General features: G+C 56.8%; 15 protein-coding genes and 2 pseudogenes. 9 read left to right on the top strand and 8 right to left on the bottom strand.

From position 1 onward, the window contains the following. Positions 1-31 precede the first annotated feature (31 nt). On the top strand, positions 32-2,023 hold the full coding sequence (locus RGU44_RS13105; RefSeq protein WP_322217815.1) for a nucleoside-diphosphate sugar epimerase/dehydratase: 1,992 nt from the start codon (positions 32-34) through the stop codon (positions 2,021-2,023). A 531-nt stretch (positions 2,024-2,554) separates the two neighbouring features. Here the strand turns inward: RGU44_RS13105 and RGU44_RS13100 are convergent. The 4 genes and pseudogenes from RGU44_RS13100 to RGU44_RS13085 all read right to left on the bottom strand — a co-directional run bounded on the left by RGU44_RS13100 (position 2,555) and on the right by RGU44_RS13085 (position 5,984). After that, positions 2,555-4,107 (bottom strand): IS3-like element ISPpu4 family transposase gene (locus tag RGU44_RS13100; RefSeq protein WP_250690811.1). Its coding sequence is split into 2 segments (ribosomal slippage): positions 2,555-3,645 and positions 3,645-4,107, totalling 1,554 coding nucleotides; the frame shifts between segments, so codons are not numbered across the junction. 41 nt (positions 4,108-4,148) lie between these two features. After that, a pseudogene (locus tag RGU44_RS25100) lies at positions 4,149-5,075 on the bottom strand (acyltransferase family protein). A 162-nt stretch (positions 5,076-5,237) separates the two neighbouring features. Next, a pseudogene (locus tag RGU44_RS13090) lies at positions 5,238-5,435 on the bottom strand (transposase domain-containing protein); the annotation flags it as partial. A 141-nt stretch (positions 5,436-5,576) separates the two neighbouring features. After that, positions 5,577-5,984 carry a hypothetical protein gene (locus RGU44_RS13085; protein WP_322217446.1) on the bottom strand — a complete coding sequence of 136 codons (408 nt, stop codon included), beginning with the start codon at positions 5,982-5,984 and terminating at the stop codon, positions 5,577-5,579. Positions 5,985-6,251: 267 nt separating this feature from the next. Between RGU44_RS13085 and RGU44_RS13080 the strand changes: the two genes are divergently transcribed. Next, on the top strand, positions 6,252-6,587 hold the full coding sequence (locus RGU44_RS13080) for a helix-hairpin-helix domain-containing protein (protein ID WP_322217443.1): 336 nt from the start codon (positions 6,252-6,254) through the stop codon (positions 6,585-6,587). A gap of 1,145 nt (positions 6,588-7,732) precedes the next feature. Beyond that, a complete protein-coding gene (gene fabF / locus RGU44_RS13075; protein ID WP_322217441.1) occupies positions 7,733-9,007 on the top strand; it encodes a beta-ketoacyl-ACP synthase II in 1,275 nt (424 codons plus the stop codon). A gap of 18 nt (positions 9,008-9,025) precedes the next feature. Here fabF and RGU44_RS13070 read toward each other — a convergent pair whose 3' ends face one another. Continuing rightward, complete coding sequence (locus RGU44_RS13070) at positions 9,026-9,589, bottom strand: TetR/AcrR family transcriptional regulator (RefSeq protein ID WP_322180950.1); 564 nt, start codon at positions 9,587-9,589, stop codon at positions 9,026-9,028. A gap of 242 nt (positions 9,590-9,831) precedes the next feature. On the opposite strand from RGU44_RS13070, the gene RGU44_RS13065 reads away from it, so the two are divergent. After that, a complete protein-coding gene (locus RGU44_RS13065; RefSeq protein WP_322217438.1) occupies positions 9,832-10,785 on the top strand; it encodes an AraC family transcriptional regulator in 954 nt (317 codons plus the stop codon). A gap of 273 nt (positions 10,786-11,058) precedes the next feature. On the opposite strand, the gene dsbG is transcribed toward RGU44_RS13065, so the two are convergent. Genes dsbG through dsbD form a run of 3 tightly spaced genes read right to left on the bottom strand, consistent with a single transcriptional unit; the run spans position 11,059 to position 14,401 of the window. Next, the gene (gene dsbG / locus RGU44_RS13060) at positions 11,059-11,826 is read right to left on the bottom strand and encodes a thiol:disulfide interchange protein DsbG (RefSeq protein WP_322180946.1); all 768 of its coding nucleotides are present in this window, start codon (positions 11,824-11,826) and stop codon (positions 11,059-11,061) included. After that, complete coding sequence (locus RGU44_RS13055) at positions 11,823-12,659, bottom strand: prolipoprotein diacylglyceryl transferase family protein (RefSeq protein ID WP_322217435.1); 837 nt, start codon at positions 12,657-12,659, stop codon at positions 11,823-11,825. The genes dsbG and RGU44_RS13055 overlap by 4 nt, the downstream gene beginning before the upstream one ends. Then, positions 12,659-14,401, bottom strand: a complete 1,743-nt coding sequence (gene dsbD / locus RGU44_RS13050) for a protein-disulfide reductase DsbD (protein WP_322217433.1) — start codon at positions 14,399-14,401, stop codon at positions 12,659-12,661. The genes RGU44_RS13055 and dsbD overlap by 1 nt, the downstream gene beginning before the upstream one ends. Positions 14,402-14,587: 186 nt before the next feature. Here dsbD and RGU44_RS13045 point away from each other — a divergent pair, with 186 nt between their 5' ends. The 5 genes from RGU44_RS13045 to mgtA all read left to right on the top strand — a co-directional run bounded on the left by RGU44_RS13045 (position 14,588) and on the right by mgtA (position 22,676). Then, positions 14,588-15,277: a response regulator gene (locus RGU44_RS13045; RefSeq protein WP_322180937.1), complete on the top strand. Its 690-nt coding sequence runs from the start codon at positions 14,588-14,590 to the stop codon at positions 15,275-15,277. After that, on the top strand, positions 15,274-16,605 hold the full coding sequence (locus tag RGU44_RS13040) for an ATP-binding protein (RefSeq protein WP_322180935.1): 1,332 nt from the start codon (positions 15,274-15,276) through the stop codon (positions 16,603-16,605). Before RGU44_RS13045 ends, RGU44_RS13040 begins: the two co-directional genes overlap by 4 nt. A 156-nt stretch (positions 16,606-16,761) precedes the next feature. Further along, the gene (locus RGU44_RS13035; protein WP_322217431.1) at positions 16,762-18,252 is read left to right on the top strand and encodes a DASS family sodium-coupled anion symporter; all 1,491 of its coding nucleotides are present in this window, start codon (positions 16,762-16,764) and stop codon (positions 18,250-18,252) included. A gap of 187 nt (positions 18,253-18,439) precedes the next feature. Next, positions 18,440-19,717 carry a serine/threonine transporter gene (locus tag RGU44_RS13030; protein ID WP_322180931.1) on the top strand — a complete coding sequence of 426 codons (1,278 nt, stop codon included), beginning with the start codon at positions 18,440-18,442 and terminating at the stop codon, positions 19,715-19,717. 193 nt (positions 19,718-19,910) lie between these two features. Further along, positions 19,911-22,676: a magnesium-translocating P-type ATPase gene (gene mgtA / locus RGU44_RS13025; RefSeq protein WP_322180929.1), complete on the top strand. Its 2,766-nt coding sequence runs from the start codon at positions 19,911-19,913 to the stop codon at positions 22,674-22,676. Positions 22,677-22,744 lie beyond the last annotated feature (68 nt).

The following is a 22,744-nucleotide window of genomic DNA, read 5'->3' as shown; positions in this document are numbered from 1 at the left end:
ATGGGAGCGGCACGAGGTGAGTGAAGGTGTTATGGACAAGCTACGATCGGGTTTGCTAGGGCTGCCACGTCGGCAGAAACGATTGATACAGGTCGTTACGGACGTTATTTTGGTCTGGGCTGCGCTTTGGCTGGCTTTTGTGGTCCGTTTAGGCATTGATGAGTTGATACGTCCTACTGATTACCTTTGGCTGTTCCTCAGCGCACCTGTCATAGCAATCCCATTATTCATTCGCTTCGGTATGTACCGTGCGGTGATGCGCTATTTTGGCAATGATGCACTCATTGCCATTATCAAAGCTGTCAGCTTGTCCTCTCTGATACTTGGGGTTGTCGTCTACTGGTACGGCAATCATCAGAACGTAGTACCCAGGTCTATCATTTTCAACTACTGGTGGTTGAGCATGATCATGATTGGTGGCCTGCGTTTAGCGATGCGTCAATATTTCTTGGGAGACTGGTTTGCTGCCGCGCAGCACGTCCCATTCACTAATCGAGACGACGGTCTTCCTAAGGTTGCGATTTATGGTGCGGGCGCAGCAGGTAATCAGTTGGTAGCTGCGTTGCGCATGGGGCGATTAATGCGTCCCGTCGCGTTCATTGATGACGACGACAGCATTTCGAATCGGGTCATCTCGGGTCTTCAGGTCTTTAAGCCGCGCCACATTCAGCGAATGATCGACGTTACAGGTGCACAGGAAATTCTCTTGGCTGTGCCCTCGTGTTCTCGTGGGCGCCGTCGGGAAATATTAGGTTATCTTGAGGGCTTCCCCCTTCACGTGCGGAGCGTACCAGGGTTCATGGATTTGGCCAGCGGTCGGGTCAAAGTTGATGATATTCAGGAGGTCGACATTGCCGATTTATTGGGGCGGGATGCCGTACCCGCGCAGGAAGACTTGCTTGAACATTGCATTACGGACCAAGTTGTTCTTGTAACTGGGGCAGGGGGGTCCATTGGCTCTGAGCTTTGCCGACAGATTCTGGCATTGCGACCCGCCACGCTTTTGTTATTCGAGCACAGTGAGTTTAACCTCTACAGTATTCTTTCTGAGCTAGAGCAGAGCGTTAGTCGGGCGTCTCTGCCGGTCAAAATCTTGCCAATTCTTGGATCGGTTCGTAATCAGGATAAGATTCTGGATGTCATGAAGACCTGGCGTGTAGATACGGTTTATCACGCCGCCGCTTACAAACATGTCCCCATGGTCGAGCACAACATTGCTGAGGGCGTGCTGAATAATGTCATTGGTACACTTAATACCGCTCAGGCTGCGCTACAGGCTGGAGTTTCTAACTTTGTTCTGATTTCTACAGATAAGGCTGTTCGCCCGACAAATGTGATGGGTAGCACGAAGCGCCTTGCGGAACTCACGCTGCAAGCCTTGAGCCGTGAGCTAGCCCCCGTAATGTTTGGAGATAAGGCGAAAGTCTCGCGGGTAAATAAGACCCGTTTCACAATGGTTCGATTTGGCAACGTACTGGGATCTTCTGGCTCAGTCATTCCGCTATTCCATAAACAGATCAAATCGGGTGGGCCTCTAACGGTTACTCACCCGAAAATTACGCGCTACTTCATGACCATCCCTGAGGCTGCTCAGCTAGTGATTCAGGCAGGATCAATGGGGCTTGGCGGGGACGTATTTGTTTTAGATATGGGCGACCCCGTAAGGATTGTCGAGCTGGCCGAAAAAATGGTTCACCTTTCTGGTTTAAGCGTTCGCTCCGAGAAGAATCCCCAAGGCGACATTGCTATAGAATTTACCGGTCTTCGTCCGGGCGAAAAGCTTTATGAGGAATTGTTGATTGGCGATAATGTGGTGGCCACAGGGCATCCGATGATTATGAGTGCAAACGAAGATTCGTTTACATGGGAGGTTTTAAAGGAAAAAATATCTGACTTACTCTCTGCCGTCGAGGAGGATGATTATAATAAAGTTCGTCAGTTGCTACGGGAAACAGTCAGTGGATACGCACCAGACGGTGAAATCGTCGATTGGATATATCAGCAGCGTCGTTTGGAACCGTAAGCTCAAAACAAAATAAGATGGTTGTGGTGTATTGGCAAAGACGTTTGTGCAGGGGTCATTAAGCTGGCAGGTATCGGTTCGTTTTAATTCGAAAGCAGTTCAGGCAGCTGCTTCTGAATTAAACGCCGTTTCGAATAATTATTTATTTACTCTTGCATCCTTGCCATCTGCTTCGTATACCCTCACTTTTGCCCGCTCTCGAACCTGTAACTTATAGGTGTATGAAAACGTACTCCTGAAAAGGAAGGACAGCGATGTGGTTTGATATGGGCGCTGGAAAAGTTGTTTATTACCCATCCGTGATGACTCACCAATGCACTCTTAGCGCGGGTCTTCAGGTGTGTAGGACTCTGCTGGGTTTTGGGTGTTGTTGAGTTTTAATACAGTATCTTTATTTAAGGTCTTTTTAGTAAAATTTGTGAAGGGTTTTTCGATAAATGTGTAGCTTAGGTATGAGGTGATAAGTATGGTTAAGCATATAATTGCCAAGGTTGCGGCGTTTTGCAAGGTAGTTGTCGCGTCAGCTGTGTTTTATGCGGCTATTTTCAGTGTCGGTAACTCCCTTTCCGGATTGAGTGTGACCGCGCCGATGGGCTGCCAATTGCGTGTCGCACCTGACCAGCGATGTGGATGTTGATTACGAGCTTGCTGATACAGGGCATGACGCTTGGCCAAGATCTCTTGATCATCTCCTCGATGACGCTGCGCCGGGGTCACGAAGCGGATGCGGCTGTGGCGGTGTTGGTGGTTGTACCAGCGGATAAAATCGCGCACCCAGCTGCGTGCCGCGTCCAAATCTGCAAAACCACCAGGAGGCCATTGCGGGCAATATTTCAGGGTTCTAAACAGCGATTCTGAGTAGGGATTATCGTTACTCACCCGTGGTCGTCCGCGTGACGGGGTGATGCCGAGTTCGTACAGTTTGCTCAGCAACGTCACCGATTTCATCGGTGCACCGTTGTCCGAGTGCAGCACTAGGGGCCGTCCGGCGCAGCGTTCGGTGAGCACGGTGCGCTGCATCAGTTCGGCCGCCAGCTCGCCACTTTCTTGCTCGTAAACTTCCCAGCCCACGGCCTTTCGGCTGTAGATGTCCTCGATCAAATACAGATAGTAGTACTTCCCACGCACTGGCGATGGCAAGTAGGTGATGTCCCAAGACCAGACCTTATTGGCTGTGGTTGCGCTGTGAGTTGTCGGCGCAGCATGCTTGTGCGGTGCATGGCTGCGGCCACGTCGGTGCTGCTGATCAGCTTCCTTCAGGACGCGGTAAAAGGTTGCCTCTGAGGCCAGATAACGACCTTGATCGGCCAGTATCGGGACGATCTGGCTGGGCGGCAGGCTGACGAATGGCGGACTGTTGCAGACCTCTAAAATAGCGCAACGCTCCTGTTCACTCAGGGCATTAAGTGGTCGCGGACGTGACGTGGTGGTGCGCACGTCGGCCTGCATCACAGGCGTCAGCGCCCAGCGTTGCAGGCTGCGCAGCGACAGCCCGATCTCCGCGCTGGCAATAGTTTTGCGTGCACCAGAAGCAACGGCTTGGTTAAAACGTTCAACGAGTTGTTGCCGTTCTGGCAGCGAGGTCAGACGTCCTCGCTGTCGTTTCCCCAGAAGGCATTCATCTTTTTTCGCAGCACCAGAATCGCGGCGGTTTCTGCGAGCGCCTTGTCCTTGCGCCGCAGTTCACGCTCCAACTCGGCGATGCGTTTTTTGTCGGCGCGCGCCTGTTCTCGCTCGGCCTGGCGCTGTGCCTGGGCTGTTAGCTGGCCACTGATGCAGGCCTGTCGCCAAGCGCCGATTTGCTCGGGGTACAAACCCTTGCTGCGACAGTATTCGCTAAGCTCGATCTCGCTCAACGTGGCCGTGTGCAACACCGCTGCGAACTTGGCTTCAGCCGACCAGTTATCGGCACTGCTTTTATCTCCGGGCACCACTGCGCCTCCTGCTTTGAGCTTGGTTCGCCAAGCATACAGGGTGGCTTGAGAGATGCCTTCTTGACGCGACAACTCGGCCACGGACATGTTTTGAGGCGGCAGCAATTTGTTGATAAGGGCCGCTTTACGCTCAGGTGAATAGCTCGACATTACAGCTCTCTTTGGCGCCCCCGATCTATCGTTTTGATAAATCAGCTCAGGCGACAACTAGCCTGACACCGGGGGGTTGTAAGCAGTGAAAGGTTAAAGGTGTTCTGTGCTTTATACATATAGCAAATAACGAGGACGTGACTTAAATAAGTTGAGTACGACCAATCACCAAGCGTTGCGATGAAAGCGTTTTTTGGGAAGCGTTTCTCTTGGGATAAACTTGCAATGACGAGTAAAGAACACGGCACGCCGAATCGGATTGGTTCGTGGTTTACACCCGCTGTTGTAACAACGGTATAAATAGAGCCAGCAGCTAAGGTAAGGGCGACAGGGAGATTTATGAATTGGAACCAGTCCTTTTTATACATTAAGGCTATCAATATCCCCATTAAAAATTCAAAAACTATTTTGTTGGTGTAAAAAGAAAAGCTTCCATTAAGTTTTGGTACAATGTACGCGAGTATATAGATGCCTAAGAAAATTGTAGGCAGTCTGAGCTTTTTTGGCGCATACAGTGCAAGAAAAAAAATCGCATAAAATGCCATCTCATAATTTAGCGTCTAGCCTACAGTTAGTAGGGGAAATAGACCGACTCCTGATGGGTTTTCGGCTGGTAAAAATGCCAAACTTTTTAATAAAAAAAATGGTTCGAATTCAGTAAAAGCGACTAAGCCTTTGAAGTTGATAAGGCTCACTGCAACTAAACATGTAAATAGCCAGTATGCAGGTACAATCCGGGCCAAGCGATGGGCCAGAAAATGTAGAGGGGGAGTGTGTCTGTTGATGGTTGAGCTATAAATTACAAAACCACTGATAACAAAAAATAGATCAACACCTATCGCTCCATATTGTGATATCGCGACCGACAGAGGATCAGTAAGTTTGAAATTATAGAAGAACTGCAGGTAATGGTGGAAGACAACGAGCCATGCCGCAAGCGCTCTTAATGTTTGAATTGAGTTAAGCATGCTTAAAGCCGTCAAAAAAGGAGAATTATACCCACTGCTTGCTAAAGTCGGCCAGTAAATGCACTCATCTGGAATGAGGCCTCACATGGATATCACGTAATCGTGCCATAAAGCCTACCTATCGCGACGTAGCTTTCTCGTTTGCCTTGGCATATCTGGCGATCAGTTCCACGGCAGCAAGGCTTTGAAGTCAGCCACCGAAGCGGCCTGTGGCAAACGCTCCAGTACAGGCGTCGCCATGTGCAGGGTACCTGGCCATTGACCTTAGCGGTCTTGAGTAGACTGTAGATCCGAGCGTTCGCGGTGGGGTCTTTAAGGTGTGTCGCTGAACAGTCATGTCTTACGGCCGATCACAAACGGATTTTCAACTTTGGCGTCGGTACGCACCATGACGGTGCTGGCTCCAGAACAAGATCAGGGACTCAGCACTTGGTATCAACTGATAGCTTATTGTTCAATGAGCCAGCGATGACGTTGCGGTAGCTGAAAGCTAGATGATGTTCAAGCTCGCAACGTTCTTGGCGCCACCGCCGAATTCTGGGCGGTACGGGATGATAGTTCGCTGCTTTCTTGACTGGTGCGTTTCCCGCTCCAGATAAGGCTTAGTGCGATTAAAGTGCCGACTACCGAAGCAGCGCCCCAGCACAGAAAAAAAGTTAACATTTTGCTGCTCCTGATTCGGTATTTCTTTGTCCGAACAAACGCGGATTTGAGCCTTTTTTGCTGAGCGTCAAAAAACTCCTGAACTAAATTTACCTCTAAAATTAAGTTGTTCAAGCTGAAAGCCATTATTTTTGTCGTCAAAAAACGGCTTCCGTTTGTTTTTTTTTGGGTTGATGTTGTGTGATTGCCGGCAAGTTGACGCTTTTCTGTTTTGGCGGTTTTTTGGCATTTATTTAAATGAATCATTTCATGGTGCTAGCACGGAAAAATGTTGGGTTGTCGTGCTTCGACATAATTACGTCGCTCAAGCAGAAGAAAGCGTTGGTTCGAGAAATAATTGTTTCAAATGACCTCGAAGGGCGTTTTTGGGCGGGGCTGACGTTCGCTATGGCTTTGCATGCGCGATCAAATATTCGGTAACGCTTCGGTTTTTGACGGGGGGCGGGGCTCGGCTACCTTTGAGAGGCAGCTTCGGAAAGCTGCCCTCACCCTGGATAACATGGAGCGTCACTTATGCGTAATTCTGTCCTCTCGTCCTTCTTGTTTGCCTTGTTCACCACTGCTTCGGTCGCTGTGAGTGCCGCGCCTGTTGCCGAGGTTTCCTCGCCGGTCCCTGCCAGCGCTCCAGCCATGATGCAGGCCGAGCAGGGTGAAAGAATCAATCTCAACACTGCGGATGCCGAGATGCTTCAGCGTGAATTGGCTGGAGTGGGTGAAGCCAAGGCCAAAGCCATCGTGGCTTACCGTGAAGCCAACGGCGAGTTTGCGTCGATTGATGAGCTGCTTGAGGTGAAAGGCATCGGCAAAGCGATCCTTGAAAAAAATCGCGACAAGGTCAGCATTAACTAAACAGGCGTCGGTGGATGAAAGGCTGGTCTTTTGACTGGCCTTTTTTAATGGGTGTGTGAAATGGGGTTGTTGCATGGTTTTATCAAAAAAAGTCAGAGGACACCTCGCGTCCGACCGTAGCAGTCGCAATATGGTTGGGTTCACCACCGGATGAAGGTCGTGCCGCCCTTATTCGCAGACAAGTCAGCTCCTACGCCCGCGGGGCAGAATCGAGGTTGTGTTTGCTGTGCGACAACACGAGGCCTCCTATCAAACAATCGATAACTATTTTAAATATAAGATTATTTGTAGGAGCTGACTTGTCTGCGAATCGACCCGGGGTCGCGTCCGACTGTATAGCAGTCGCAAAATGGTTGGGTTCACCACCGGATGAAGGTCGTGCCGCCCTTATTCGCAGACAAGTCAGCTCCTACGCCCGCCGGGCAGAATCGAGGTTGTGTTTGCTGTGCGACAACACGAGGCCTCCTATCAAACAATCGATAACCATTTGAAATAGAGAATTATCTGTAGGAGCTGACTTGTCTGCGAATCGACCCGGGGTCGCGTCCGACTGTAGCAGTCGCAGAATGGTTGGGTTCACCACCGCATGAAGGTCGTTCCGACCTTATTCGCAGACAAGTCAGCTCCTACGCCCGCCGGGTAGAATCGAGGTTGTGTTTGCTGTGCGACAACACGAGGCCTCCTATCAAACAATCGATAACCATATGAAATATAAGATTATTCGTAGGAGCTGACTTGTCTGCGAATCGACCCGGGGTCGCGTCCGACTGTATAGCAGTCGCAGAATGGCTGGGTTCACCACCGCATGAAGGTCGTGCCGCCCTTATCGCAGACAAGTCAGCTCCTACGCCCGCGGGGCAGAATCGAGGTTGTGTTTGCTGTGCGACAAGGCGCGGCCTCCTATTAAACAATCGCAGAATGGCTGGATTCACCATCGGATGAAGGTCGTCCGAGTTGAGCGCGCCCCGGTTGGCTGTGCGACAGTCCTATTAAACAATCGACACTTATGCCGACCGTTTCGCCAAACGCGGCTACGATTTGTTGTTAGTTGCGCGCGATTTGGATCGTATGATTCAGCTCAATGCTGCGGCTCGTTACGAAGCTCCGGTTGCTTGAGCTTCTATTTCAACGTTGAGGGTTATTGCATGAGCGAACGCCGAGTTGTAGTGACGGGCATGGGCCTGGTGTCACCTTTGGGCTGTGGCGTGGAGGTGGTGTGGCAACGCTTGTTGGCGGGCCGCTCCGGGGTGATTCGGTTACCGGAAGAGGTGGTGGCCGATTTGCCGGGCAAGGTCGGTGGGGTTGTGCCGTTAATTGCCGATGACGCCGAGGCTGGGTTCGATGTGGACGCTGCTGCGCCTCCTAAAGAGCAGAAGAAGATGGACCGCTTCATTCTGTACGCGCTGGCGGCGGCCAAGGAGGCGGTGGCTCAGGCGGGTTGGGTTGCTGACAGCGAAGAAGCTCAGGAGCGCACGGCCACCATCATTGGTTCTGGCGTGGGGGGGTTCAGTGCAATTGCAGAGGCGGTGAGGATCACGGACAGCCGTGGCCCGCGCCGTTTGTCGCCGTTCACGATCCCTTCGTTTCTGGTCAATCTCGCGGCGGGCAATGTTTCGATCCAGCATGGTTTCAAGGGGCCGTTGGGCGCACCCGTGACTGCGTGCGCGGCGGGTGTTCAGGCGATTGGCGATGCAGCGCGGATGATTCGTTGCGGTGAGGCGGATATAGCGGTCTGTGGCGGTGCTGAGGCGGCGATTGATCGCGTGAGCCTTGGCGGATTTGCAGCGGCACGGGCGCTGTCCAGTGCGTTCAATGACACGCCGGAGCGTGCGTCGCGTCCGTTTGATCGTGATCGCGATGGGTTTGTGATGGGTGAGGGCGCAGGGATTTTGGTGATTGAGTCGCTGGAACATGCGTTGGCGCGGGGGGCCAAGCCGATTGTCGAGTTGGTGGGGTATGGCACCACGGCTGATGCCTATCACCTGACCGCCGGGCCGGAAGATGGCAGCGGGGCTCGGCGCTCGATGCAGGCGGCGATTCGTCAGGCGGGGATTCAACCTTCTGAGATCCAGCATCTCAATGCGCACGCCACGTCCACGCCGGTGGGTGACATGGGTGAGATGGCGGCGATCAAGGCGGTGTTTGGTGATCAGGCGTCGATTGCAGTGACGTCGACCAAGTCAGCCACCGGGCATTTACTCGGCGCGGCAGGCGGGATCGAGGCGATTTTTACGGCATTGGCGATTCGCGATCAAATTGCGCCAGCCACCCTTAATTTCGACAATCCCGATGAAGCGGCGCAGGGCCTGGATATTGTCCATGGCGCGGCACGACCGATGGCCATTGAATATGCCTTGTCCAACGGTTTTGGGTTTGGCGGGGTCAATGCGAGCGTACTGTTTCGGCGTTGGCATGATTGAGTGGGTGTAAGTGAATAGTCATGCGGTGGCTTGCTGCTTAAGCCACTCACGCGTGGTGTCGAGGATTCGATCGGATAGCGCGGGGTCATTTGCGCTACGCGACAGTAGCAATGCACCGACCAAGGTCGAGAGCATGACGATGCTTTGTTCGCTGGCATTGGTTTGATCGGGAAGGGTGTTTTCGATGGATTTGAGCCGGGACTGGATACATTCATCGGTCGTCGGACTGGCCTGTCCGCGTTGGCCCAGCTCGGCGGACATGGTCGGCAGCGGGCAGCCTGTATCTGGCGATGCGCGATGCTCAGACGACAGATAACTGTCTATAAAAGCTGCCAGCGGGTTTTCCTCTGCGAACAGGCCGTTGCAACGAACAGTCACATCGTCGGCAGCTTTGCGCAGTGATTGTTCAACCAGGTCATCTTTGGATTTGAAGTGAGCATAAAAGCCGCCATGGGTCATGCCCAGGGCTTTCATCAGCGGTTGCAGGCCTGTTGCGCCGATGCCATCACGCCGAAAGCGCGCAGACGCTTCGTTGACGATCCGTTGATGAGTTTGGGCTTTATGGTCTTCCGAGTAGCGCATTGCTGGAGCCTCCCGATTAGGGCTCGTGAGATGGTGTATGTCATTTTCACATGGATGCGTAACATGCCGCATCAAACATTCACTGGACAGTTGCCCGGCTATCAGTTGATTGCAGAGAGTGTTCGGTGATCGGACAGTCGTCTGTTGTTTGCCCGCTATCTCCAGTACCCTCTTGATAGTGCCAATGCCCGGGTCTTCCGGGCATTGTGAGCAACTATAAAAACAAGATGGGTGTGCGGTGTATGCAAAGCCTTCTGCTTAACGAAAAGAGCATGGTGTTTGAGCGCGCCGACCCTTACGCGGTGTCGGAATACGTCAATCAGCATGTCGGTTCCCACTGCATCCGGCTGCCTGCAACATCAAGACCGCAGGCCAGTCTGAATCACACTAAGTTCGCCAGTCTCGACCTGTGCCGTATCAGTTATGGCGCCAGTGTTCACGTGACGTCTCCCGCGCTTGAAACTATCTATCACTTGCAAATTCTACTGCGGGGTCAGTGCCTGTCCAAATCCTATGGGCAGGAGCATTACTTCGCGCCGGGCGAGTTACTGTTGATTAACCCGGACGATCCGGTGGACCTGATGTATTCCGCCGATTGCGAAAAATTCATTCTCAAGTTGCCGCTGCCTTTGCTCGACCTGACCTGCGCCGAGTTACGCTGGCATAAGCCCAGCGAAGGCATTCGTTTTGCCTCCAATCGCCATAAGCTGGCCGAACTCGATGGTTTTATGAGCCTGTTGGGATTGGTCTGTCAGGAAGCGGAAACGGACTTGGTGTTGCCTCGGGTTCGTGAGCATTACACCCAGATCATTGCGAGCAAACTGCTCTCGCTGCTGGGCACCAACGTCAACCGTGAGACGCTTGACGTGCAGTCCGCGCCATTCGAACGACTGGCCCAGTACATTGCGCAGAACCTCAAGCAAGACATCACCGTCGAGTCACTCGCGCAGTTGAGCCACATGAGCATTCGTTCGCTGTATGCGCTGTTCGAACGCCATGCCGGCACCACCCCGATGAACTACATCCGCAGCAAAAAGCTCGAACGCATTCAGGCCAGTTTGTCTGACCCGAGCCAGGGCGTGCGCAACCTGACCGAAATCGCTCTGGATTACGGCTTCCTCCATCTGGGCCGCTTCGCCGAGTACTACAAGAATCAATTTGGTGAATTGCCGTCGGTGACGTTGAAACGCCGCTGACCTCTGTGGAAAATCCCGCGCTGCCGTGCTAGCTGGAAGCCCGTGCCGGGCTTATTCGCAGACAAAACTACGCGTCCCGGTCAGCTCCTACCTATCAAAAGCATTGCCCACACTGTCTCAGCCTCTGGCCGCTAGGCCGTAGGAGCAGACTTGTCTGCGAATCGGCTGCGGAGCCGTCGCAAAATAGCTGGGTTCACCATCGCATGAAGGTGCTCCTGGTCGGACGCGACCCCGGCTTTTTCGCAGGCAAGTCAGTTCTATATCCTGCCAGGTTTATTTGGGGCCCATTATTTTGTTCAAGGTCTCGGGCGATGGTGCGCCTTGTTGCTGTTGCAGGTGGCCTTGGTCGTCGAGGTAGAAGATGGCCGGGGTGGCGGACAGGCCCAGATCGGTCATTAATTGCAGGTTGGCGTCGAGCTTGGTCTGGATATCTTTCGGGATGGTTGCCAGGGGTTTGAGCGGGCTGCCTTTGCCAGCGCTTTCGTGAGCGTTCAGCGCGACTTCGGGGGATTTGTCGGCCAGGAGCGTGGCGGATTTGGCGGCGCTGTCTTCGCGGATGATACCGACCATGATGTGCCGCAACTGCACTTTGCCGGCCTTGACCCACGGCCGTGCCTGTTCCCAGAACATGTTGCAGTAGGGGCAATTCGGGTCGCTGAATAGGTAGACCACTCGGGGTGCGGTCTTGCTGCCGTCGGCGATCCAGGTGCTGTTCTCCATCTTGTTCCAGACTTCTTTCGCCATCGGCGCATACACCAGCTTGTCCAGCGGCGCCTTGCTCAAGTCCTTGCCTTTTTCGTCATACAGATTGCCGGCCAGCACATGTTTGCCATCCGCTGTCAGGTAGAACGCCATGCCTTGATTCTGATACTCGGCGGCATACCCGCGCAGGCCATCCGGGGCATCGAAACTGCCGACGATGCGCGCGCCCTTGGCTTCCATCGCCCGGATCGGTTCGGGCCATGTTTCGGCATGCAGCAGCGAGCTTTGCAGGGCGAGCAGACTGATGGAGACGGCTAAAAAGTGACGGGGTAGTGTCATGGGGTAGTCCTTGAATGTGAAGGGGATGCATCGCTGTCGACGTTATCGAGGTAACGCGCCAGGCTGGCGTTGGACAATTCACCGAGGTGGCTGCCGCGTAAGCGGCCATCGGCGGTGTAGAAAATGGTGGTGGGCAGGGCCATAGAGCCGACGCTTTGCGCCAGTTTGCCGCTGCCATCGAACAACACGTTACGCAGACGCAGGCCTTGGTCGGCGATAAAACCGGTGACGGTCTGCTGGCTTTCGGCTTGGTTAACGAACAGGAAGACCACGTCCTCACGTTCTGCCTGCGCCTTTTGCAGCACCGGCATTTCCCGGCGACACGGGGGGCACCACGTTGCCCACAGGTTGATTACCAACGGTTTGCCTGTGTAATCGGCCAACTGCACCGATTCTCCGGCGGCATTGCGCAAGGTCATCTGAGGCAGGCGCGCGCTTTCCTGGTAGATGTTCAGGCCCATGGTTGCCAGCAACCAGAACAGCAAGCCGCTGCTCAAGCCCAACCCCAGCGGTCGGCGCAACGCGTGCTGACGCCAGCCGCGCCAAAGGCCGCCCAGTATCACTGCGAGCACGCCGGGCCAGATCAGAAAACCACCGTCGCGAATGTCGACGATCTGCCAGAGTTCTTCGCGGAACTGTGGCCAGTAAGCGATTACAAACCCCAGCCGAGCGACGAGTAGACCGAGCACGAACAGGCTGAATAGCGCCGACTCGGGATTGACCCCGCCACGCTTGGCGACACGCCAGCCGACCAGGGTTGCCAACCCTAGAGCGGCGATCAGCAGCACGTGGTTCATCGCGAGGGCGAAGGGGCCAATCGAGAAACTCAACATCAGCCACGCTCCCGGGTTGCTTGCCAGTGTTGCAGAAAGGGCTGAGCGTCGACCTCGCCGGTGATGCGTCGGTCACGCCGTTCTTCGCCCGTAGGACTTATCCACAGCAGGCTCGGCGGCCCCGGTACTTGATAGCGACTGAGAAGTTCGCGGCTGGCGGCATTGTCGGCAGTGACGTCCAGGCGTAGCAGGCGGACCTCTTTCAATGCGGCCAGCACCTCGGCTTTTGCGAACACCTGTTTCTCCATGACCTTGCAGGACACGCACCAGTCGGCATAGTAGTCGAGGAACACCCATTGACCTTGCGCCTTTGCAGCGTTGAGTTCGCGCTGAAGGGCTTCGGGTTCATTGACTGTGGTGAACGCGTTATGTTCAACGGCGTTCTGCACCGTAGCCCCCGGCGTGGCGTTGTACACCTGTAATGGGCGCAACGGATCTTCGGCGCCGCCTGCCGCGCCGATCAGCATCAAGGCTCCCCAGAGTCCGATCACCAGTCCGCCGGGGCCGAACAGGATCGCGGCGCGCTTGAGTTGCCGGGCCTGCATCACGGCGGCATAGGCTGCGACCAATAGCAGAACACCGCACATACCGACCCACAGCGACTCATCCAGTAGCGGTCGTACCATGATTAATGCGGTACCGAGGAACAGAAAGCCAAACACGCCTTTGAGCAGGTTCATCCAGGCGCCCGGTTTCGGCAGGAAGCGATTGCCCATCGTGACCAGCAGCAAGAGTGGCACACCGATGCCCAAGCCCATGGCAAACAACACCAGGCCGCCGTGCAGCGCATTGCCGCTTTGCGCGATGTAGAGCAACGCGCCGGCCAACGGTGCGGTCATGCAAGGGCCGACCATCAGCCCGGACAAGGCACCCAACACCCCGGCACCCACCAGACTCCCGCCTTGACGCTGGCGCCCGGCACTTTCCAGCCGATCACGCAGGACGGCGGGCAGTTGCAGTTCGAAAAGGCCGAACATCGGCAGCGCCAGTATCACAAACAGCGCGGCGAAACTGCCGAGTAGCCAGGGTTGTTGCAACAGCGCTTGCAGGTTGGCGCCCAGTAGCGCAGCCAGTACACCGAGACCTGCGTAGATCAGCGCCATGCTCAGCACATAACTGCTGGCCAGGGCGAGCCCGCGTTTGGGGCTCGCACCACTGCCGACCACCACACCGGCCAAAATCGGCAGCATCGGTAACGAGCAGGGGGTAAAGGCCAGTAGCAAGCCCAGGCCAAAGAAAATCAACAGGCTCCAGCCGAGTGCGCGTTGCTGCAGGCTACTTGCCAGTGCTTGGTCCGGCGCCTGAGAAATGCCTGAATTGATGTTGTTGTTGCCGCCCAGATCGAGCACTTTGTTTTGCGGTGGATAACACAGCCCGGCGTCGGCACACCCTTGCCAGCTCAGCTTCACTTGCCCGCTGGCAGCGACGGGGATCATCAAGTCCAAGGTGTTGCGATACACGGCCTGCGCGCCGAAATACTCATCGCTGTGCGGCTCGCCTTCAGGCAGTACGGGCCTGTTGTCTGGCGACAGGCCCTCGAATTTCAGACGCTGCTGATACAGGTAATACCCTTCACTGATGCGCCAGTGCAGGCGCGTCTCGCCCGAGGCCATGCGCTCGGAGCTGAACGTAAACGCCTTGTCCGCTGGCAGAAAGTCCGCCTGAGCGAAAGGGTCGGTGCTCGGGAGTGCCTGGGCCAGGGCGGGTATCAGATAAAAGATAAACAGCCAAAAAATCCGCATGAACAAAAAAGCCTTGAAGTGACAGGTGGGGTAAGGATGCGGCATGTCGATTAAGCGAGCGTTAATGGCGGAGCGTGGGCACCGTCTTCGACGCCGCGGAGTCTCCTGCAGGGGTGGGTGGACACGGGATCATTAATCGCGGGTTAATCGTGTTCTGCTTTAATAGCTTTTTTTCCCGAGTCCACCATGCACGTATTGCTTTGCGAAGACGATGACTTGATCGCCAGCGGCATTGTCGCGGGCCTTAATGCCCAAGGGCTGACGGTGGACCATGTCGCCACGGCGGCGGCTGCGCGGGCGATGGTGCTGGCGGCGCAGTTCGATGTGTTGATTCTCGATCTCGGCTTGCCCGATGAAGACGGCCTGACGCTGTTGCGCCAACTGCGCCAGAACGGTCTTGAATTGCCCGTGCTGATTCTCACGGCGCGGGACACGGTGACTGATCGGGTCGCCGGTTTGCAGGCGGGGGCTGACGATTACCTGCTCAAACCCTTCGATCTGCGCGAGTTAAGCGCTCGCTTGCACACCCTGATCCGTCGGGTGGCGGGGCGTTCGGTGAACCTGATCGAACACGGCTGCCTGACCTACGACCCCAGCAGCCGCGAAACCGTGCTGGCCGGGCAGCCGGTGGACCTCTCCCGTCGCGAGCAGGCGCTGTTGCATGCCTTGTTGCATAACCGCGGTCGGGTGTTGTCCAGCGAGCAACTGAAGGACAGCGTCTATGGTTTCGGCGATGACGTGGAGAGCAATGCGCTCAACGTGCACATTCACCACCTGCGTCGAAAACTGGGCCACACGATTGTCGAAACCGTGCGTGGCTTGGGTTATCGACTCGGTCCTGCGGATGCCAAGAGCGCCGGGCCGGAGGCGCCATGATGAGTTTAAGGGTGCGCCTGAGCCTGATTCTCGGGTCGGTATTCGTGTTGATCTGGGCCCTGGCAGCGGCCTGGATGCTCTGCGATTTGCGCAGCCAGATGATGCTGTCCCTCGACCAGCGTCTGGGCGCGTCGGCGCACATGGTTGCCGGTCTGCTCGAGCAGTTGCCGACCCCCGGCAAAAGTGACGGCACGCCGCTGAGTGCCGAGCAATTGGGTATTCCCGGCGGGCTCGCGTGCCAGGTCAGTTCGCTGCGGGGGGAGGTGCTGGTGCGCAGTCATGCCGACCCCGATCAGGCCCTCGACGCCCAGCAGTCCGGCTTTCACGATCAATTGATCAATGACGAACACTGGCGCAGTTTCACCCTGACCCAGGGGGATCTGCGCATTACCACGGCGGATCGACAGGCTGAACGCGACACCCTCCAGCATTCCATCTTGCTCGCGGCGTCGGTGCCGGTGGCGGTGGCCTTGTTCGGTAGCCTGGCGTTGCTGTGGCTGGGCATTGGTCAGGGTTTGGCGCCGCTCAATCGAATGCGCGATGCCTTGAAGCGGCGCAGTGCGGATTCCGTCGAGCCGTTGCACGTCCCCGATCTGCCCAGCGAGCTGCAGCCGTTACTGGACACCCAGAATCAATTGTTCCAGCGCATCGCCCAGACCCTTGAGCGCGAGCGCCGCCTGACCGGCGATGCCGCCCATGAACTGCGCAGTCCGCTGACCGCTATCAAAACCCACCTGCAAGTGGCGCGCATGACCGAAGGTCCGGTGCGGGATCGCTCATTGGCCCACGCGGAAGAGGGGGCCGACCGTCTGCACCGAACCCTGGAGCAATTGCTGTTACTGGCCAGGGTGGAGGGCAGTCTGTCGTTTGATGATGGGGTGCAGTGCAGTGCTGAAGAGGTTGCGCGGTTGGCCATCCACGACGCTAGCCCGGGCGATAGTTCGCGCATCGAACTGCACATGCCGAAAAATCTCTCCCTCGCGGCGGTGGAGATGCCCGCGGTATTGGCCGTTGCCGCGTTGCGCAATCTGCTGGATAACGCGTTGCGCCACACGCCTGCCGATGCGCATGTCGAGCTGAGCCTTGAGGCCGATGTGCATACCGCCTGCTTCCATGTGCGCGACCACGGCCCTGGCATTGCGAGCGAGGACCTGCAGCACCTCACCGAACGTTTCTGGCGCAACGGTAAAAGCCCTGGAAGCGGCCTGGGCCTGGCCATCGTCCAGGCCATTGTTCAGCGCTGCGCCTGCTCCCTGACATTCGACAGTCAGCCGGATGGTTTGCGCGTCGAGCTGCGGGTGCCACTGCGGAGCAATCAGGCGGAGTAGCCCCCTGCATTGATGGATCAGGGCTCAGGTCCGGGCCCGTTGACTCGGGTCAAGGCCTGTCGGCGGCTGTGCTGCTATTCTGCGCGCGGTAGCTGGATGCTCGCGGTGTTGCGGATGTCTGTCTGAGTCAGGTCATGAAGGATCAGGGGGATGGACATGAACGCACCCGAGACCGTGCCGGCGCAGCCTGCGGCCCGCATCAAATTTCCTGTGGGGTTGGTGGTCGCCGCGCTGGTAATGGTGGGCGTGCTGCTCTTGCCGTTGCCGACCGACTTGCCCGTCGCAGGCCATCGGATGCTGGCGATTCTGGCGTTCGCCGTGGTTGTCTGGATTACCGAGGCCGTGTCGTACGAAGCCAGTGCGATCATGATTACCTCGCTCATGGCGTTTTTGCTGGGGACGGCGCCGACGCTTCAGGACCCTTCGGTGATTTACGGCTCTTCTGCCGCGATTACCATGGCCTTGACCGGGTTTTCCAACTCTGCGCTGGCGCTGGTCGTGGGCGCGCTGTTCATCGCGGCGGCCATGACCCATACCGGGCTGGATCGGCGCATTGCTCTGGTCACGCTGTCGCGGATCGGCACCAGCACCCGACGCATCATGCTCGGTGCCATCGTGGTGACGATTTTACTGAGCCTTGTGGTCCCGAGTGCGACGGCGCGCAGTGCCTGTGTCGTACCCATCATGATGGGGGTCATCGCGGCATTCGGTGTGGATAAACGCTCGAATATCGCCGCCGCGATCATGATCATCGTGGCGCAGGGCACCAGCATCTGGAACGTCGGGATTCAGACCGCCGCCGCGCAGAACCTGCTGACAGCCGGGTTCATGGACAAGATGCTCGGCCAACGCGTGGCCTGGATCGACTGGCTGATTGCCGGCGCTCCGTGGGCAATCATCATGTCTGGCGTACTGATGTTTCTGGTGCTGAAGATGCTCCCGCCTGAAAGCGACAGCATTCCCGGTGGCAAGGAGGCGGTTGCCAAGTCGTTGGCCGATATCGGGCCCATGACCGGCGCGCAGAAACGTCTGTTGACCGTCTCGATACTGCTGCTCCTGGTTTGGTCCACCGAGGGCAAACTGCACAGCTTCGACACCACCTCGACGACCTATGCAGGGTTGGTAATTTTGCTCCTGCCGCGCTGGGGGATCATGACTTGGAAGGACGTGCAGTCGCGGATTCCATGGGGCACGGTGATTGTGTTCGGGGTGGGGATCAGCCTCGGTACGGCGCTCCTGAACACCCACGCGGGTCAATGGCTCGGCACTCAGGTGGTCAGCCATACCGGCCTGGACCAAGTAGGCCCGCTGGGCGTCTTCGCAATCCTCGGGGCGTTTCTGATTTTGATTCACCTGGGGTTCGCCAGTGCGACCGCGCTGACCTCGGCCATGTTGCCGATCCTGATTGCCGTGCTGCAAACCTTGCCCGGCGATTTCAATCGACTGGGCATGACCATGCTGCTGGGCTTTGCGGTCAGCTATGGCTTCATCCTGCCGGTCAATGCACCGCAGAACATGGTGTGCCTGGGCACGGAAACCTTCACCGCCAAACAATTTGCCCGTGTCGGCCTGGTCGTGACGCTGATTGGGTACCTGCTGATGCTGGTGTTCGGCGCGACCTACTGGAAGTGGTTGGGCTGGATGTAAGGGGTTTTCGCGAATCGTTGAGCACTGTTGTACTGACGCGCTGAAGACCGTTCCTCAGGCAGGGCTTTGATTCTTAAGCCTAATCCCGGACAATCGCGCCCCTCTTAAGGTTGGGGGCGCTGACTGTACAGTGTTGTGATCCGCCCCGGCCTTGCAGTAATGACTGGCTAGCGGAGATGTCGAACGGATGAATGACCAGGCCACCAGCGTCGATGAACGCGTTGAATCGGTGCCAGCGGGCGTTGCCTCTTGGAGCCACCATGACACCACTTGGATGCTGGGCCTGTTTGGCACCGCAATCGGTGCGGGCACGTTGTTTCTGCCGATCAACGCCGGTATCGGGGGCTTCTGGCCACTGTTGATTCTGGCGGTGCTGGCGTTCCCCATGACGTTCTACGCCCACCGTGGCTTGACCCGGTTTGTGTTGTCCGGACGCGAAGGTGCCGATATCACCGAGGTCGTCGAGCAGCATTTCGGCAAGACCGCTGGCGCGCTGATTACCTTGCTGTATTTCTTTGCGGTGTTCCCGATCCTGCTGATTTACAGCGTGGCGTTGACCAATACCGTGGGCAGTTTTCTCGAGCATCAACTGCATGTGCAGCCGCCACCCAGAGCGCTGCTGGCGTTTTTGCTGATCGTCGGGCTGCTCGCGGTGGTGCGCTGTGGCGAGAAGGCAATCGTCAAGGCAATGAGTCTGATGGTTTACCCCTTCATCGTTGCGTTGCTGTTCCTGGCGGTGTTTCTGATCCCGCACTGGAACGGCGGAATTCTGGCCACCGCGACCACGCTGCCTGAACCGTCGGCGCTGCTGCACACCCTGTGGCTGGCGATTCCGGTGATGGTCTTCTCGTTCAACCATTCGCCGATCATCTCGGCCTTCGCCGTGGACCAGAAACGCCAGTACGGCCGCCACGCCGAAGTGCGCAGTTCGCAGATTCTCGCGCGCGCCCACGGGCTGATGGTGGTGATGGTGCTGTTCTTTGTGTTCAGTTGCGTGCTGACCTTGTCGCCGCTGCAGCTGGCCGAAGCCAAGGCGCAGAACCTGTCGATCCTGTCCTACCTGGCCAATCACTTCAGCAACCCGACGATTGCTTTTGTCGCGCCGCTGATTGCCTTTGTCGCCATCACCAAGTCGTTTCTGGGTCACTACATCGGCGCCAGCGAAGGCCTTAAAGGCCTGGTCGTCAAAACCGGGCATCGTCCGGCGCCACGCACCCTGGATCGGCTGACAGCGGCGTTCATGTTGCTGGTCTGCTGGCTGGTGGCGACCTTGAATCCGAGCATCCTCGGCATGATCGAAACCCTGGGCGGGCCGGTCATTGCTGCGCTGTTGTTCCTGATGCCGATGTACGCCATCCACAAAATCCCGGCGATGCGTCGTTACGCTGGCAAGGCGTCCAACGTTTTTGTGACCGTGGTCGGTCTGGTAGCGATTTCGGCGTTGGTTTATTCGTTGATCGACTGATCGGTATCAGGGGGGATCGCGCTCATATGGGCGTTTTGGCGCGACCAGCCCCGAGTCGATCACCGCGGTGCTGCGGACGCGCGTGTCGTTTTCGATATGCGGGCCAGACCTGCCTTGCCGACAAGTCGAGCAGGGCTTAAGGTCGGCCGAGCCTGCCAATAGGTTCCTGCCGTAAACCGTTAGGGGAATAGCGATGAAACTCGCCCTTTTGAAAGAATTTTTCGCAGGCTTTCTGCGGACTCGACATTTCTCCCGGCACTTCCGTCGATTGGCACTGCTGGACAGCCTGACCGATGCCCCGGTCAGCCGCGAGGTGCCGCCGACCCTGGCACAAACCCTGGTGGCGGGGGCCAACAGTGATGTGGGTGCTTTGCTGGAAAAGCTCGGCAGCCACAACGAAGGTCTGAGCGACAGCGAAGCTGAAGTACTGCGCGAGCAATACGGCCTCAACGAAGTCGAGCACGAGCAACCGCTGCCATGGTGGGTTCACCTGTGGCACTGCTATAAAAACCCGTTCAACCTGCTGCTGACCTTGCTGGCGGTCATCTCCTGGCTGACCGATGACATGAAAGCTGCCACCGTGATTCTCTCGATGGTGGTGCTCTCGACGTTGCTGCGTTTCTGGCAGGAAGCCAAGTCGAACAAGGCCGCCGATGCCCTCAAGGCGATGGTGAGCAACACCGCGACCGTCATGCGTCGGGGGACCAGCAAAGAGGCGACGCCGATGTTCGCCAGGTTCTATGGTGCGGCAGCAGCGGTCCAGGGAGCATCGCGGATCGAATTGCCAATCAAGCAACTGGTACCCGGTGACCTGATTGTGTTGTCGGCGGGTGACATGATCCCTGCCGATTGCCGGGTGCTCAGCGCCAAGGACCTGTTCGTCAGCCAAGCGGCGATGACGGGTGAATCCATGCCGGTCGAGAAGTACGCCCGTCAGCAGGATGCAGGCACCCACAACCCGCTGGACCTGGAAAATATTCTGTTCATGGGCACCAACGTGGTGTCCGGTGCCGCCACTGCGGTGATTCTGACCACCGGTAATAACACCTATTTTGGCGCGCTGGCTCAACGGGTCAGCGCTACCGACCGTGCTCCGACCTCGTTTCAGACCGGGGTTAACAAAGTCAGCTGGCTGCTTATTCGCTTCATGTTTGTGATGGCGCCACTGGTGCTGTTCATCAACGGTTTCACCAAGGGCGACTGGACCCAGGCGCTGCTCTTCACGCTGTCCGTCGCCGTCGGGCTGACCCCGGAAATGTTGCCGATGATCGTCACCTCGACCCTGGCCAAAGGTGCGGTGTTCCTGTCGCGCAAGAAGGTCATCGTCAAACGCCTCGACGCGATCCAGAATTTCGGCGCCATGGACGTGCTGTGCACGGACAAAACCGGCACGCTGACGCAGGACAAGATTTTCCTGGCTCGCCACGTTGATGTCTGGGGCGATGAGTCGGACGACGTTCTGGAAATGGCGTATCTGAATAGCTATTACCAGACGGGCCTGAAAAACCTGCTCGACGTGGCGGTGCTGGAGCACGTTGAAGTGCACCGCGAGCTGAAAGTCGCCACCGCGTTTCAGAAGGTCGATGAAATCCCCTTCGACTTCACCCGCCGGCGCATGTCGGTGGTGGTGGCCGAGCAGGATCAGGCGCATGTGTTGATTTGCAAAGGCGCGGTGGAGGAAGTGCTGGCGGTGTGCAAGCGCGTTCGCCATGGCGATGAGGATGAAGCGCTGAGCGCTGAACTGCTGGCGCGTATTCGTCAGGTGACTGCGGCGTTCAACGAAGAGGGGCTGCGGGTTGTGGCGGTGGCTGCTCGCTCGATGGCGCCGGGTCGAGACACGTACAGTCTGGCGGATGAACAAGAGCTGACATTGATCGGTTATGTGGCATTCCTCGATCCACCCAAAGAAAGCACCGCTCCGGCGCTCAAGGCGTTGGCCGCCCATGGCGTAGCAGTAAAAGTATTGACCGGCGATAACGAGCTGGTGACCGCGAAAATCTGCCGTGAGGTGGGCCTCGAGCAACAAGGGCTGCTGCTCGGAGGGGATGTCGAGGGCATGAGCGATGCTGAATTGGCCGTCGCGGTGGAGACCACCAATGTCTTCGCCAAGCTCACGCCTGCGCACAAGGAACGCATTGTGCGCATGCTCAAAGCCAACGGGCACGTGGTCGGTTTTATGGGCGACGGCATCAATGACGCCCCGGCGTTGCGCACGGCTGATATCGGTATTTCAGTCGACAGCGCGGTGGACATCGCCAAGGAAGCGGCGGATATCATCCTCCTGGAAAAAAGCCTGATGGTCCTGGAGGAGGGCGTACTGGAAGGCCGTCGGACCTTCGCCAACATGCTCAAGTACATCAAAATGACCGCCAGCTCCAACTTCGGTAACGTGTTCTCGGTGCTGGTGGCCAGCGCGTTTATCCCGTTCCTGCCGATGTTGCCCATGCATCTGCTGGTGCAAAACCTGCTGTACGACATTTCGCAGATTGCCATCCCCTTCGATAACGTCGATGAGGAAATGCTCAAACAGCCGCAGCGGTGGCAGCCTGCGGATGTCGGGCGCTTTATGCTGTTCTTCGGCCCGATCAGCTCGATCTTCGACATCACCACCTTTGCCTTGATGTGGTACGTGTTCGACGCCAACACCCCAGACCATCAAACCCTGTTCCAGTCGGGCTGGTTTGTCGTCGGGCTGCTGACCCAGACCTTGATCGTGCACATGATCCGCACGCCGAAGATCCCGTTCCTGCAAAGCCGCGCGGCCATGCCGCTGATGGTGATGACCTTCGTCATCATGGCTGTGGGGATCTTCCTGCCGATGGGACCGTTGGCGCATTACTTCAAACTGCAAGCGTTGCCGTCGCTGTACTTCGTCTTCCTGCCGGTGATTCTGCTGGCTTACATGGGCCTGACCCAAGCGGTGAAAGGCTTCTACATCCGACGCTTCGGCTGGCAGTGACAGGCCTCGTTGAAGGTCTTCGCAGACAAGTTGCAATGCTTTTGACAGGTAGGAGCTGACTTGTCTGC

Origin of the sequence: Pseudomonas sp. 5C2 (genome assembly GCF_034314155.1) — a bacterium.
Classification (GTDB): Bacteria; Pseudomonadota; Gammaproteobacteria; order Pseudomonadales; family Pseudomonadaceae; genus Aquipseudomonas.
The sequence above is the reverse complement of the archived record's forward strand: the minus strand, read 5'-3'. Positions and strand labels throughout refer to the sequence as shown.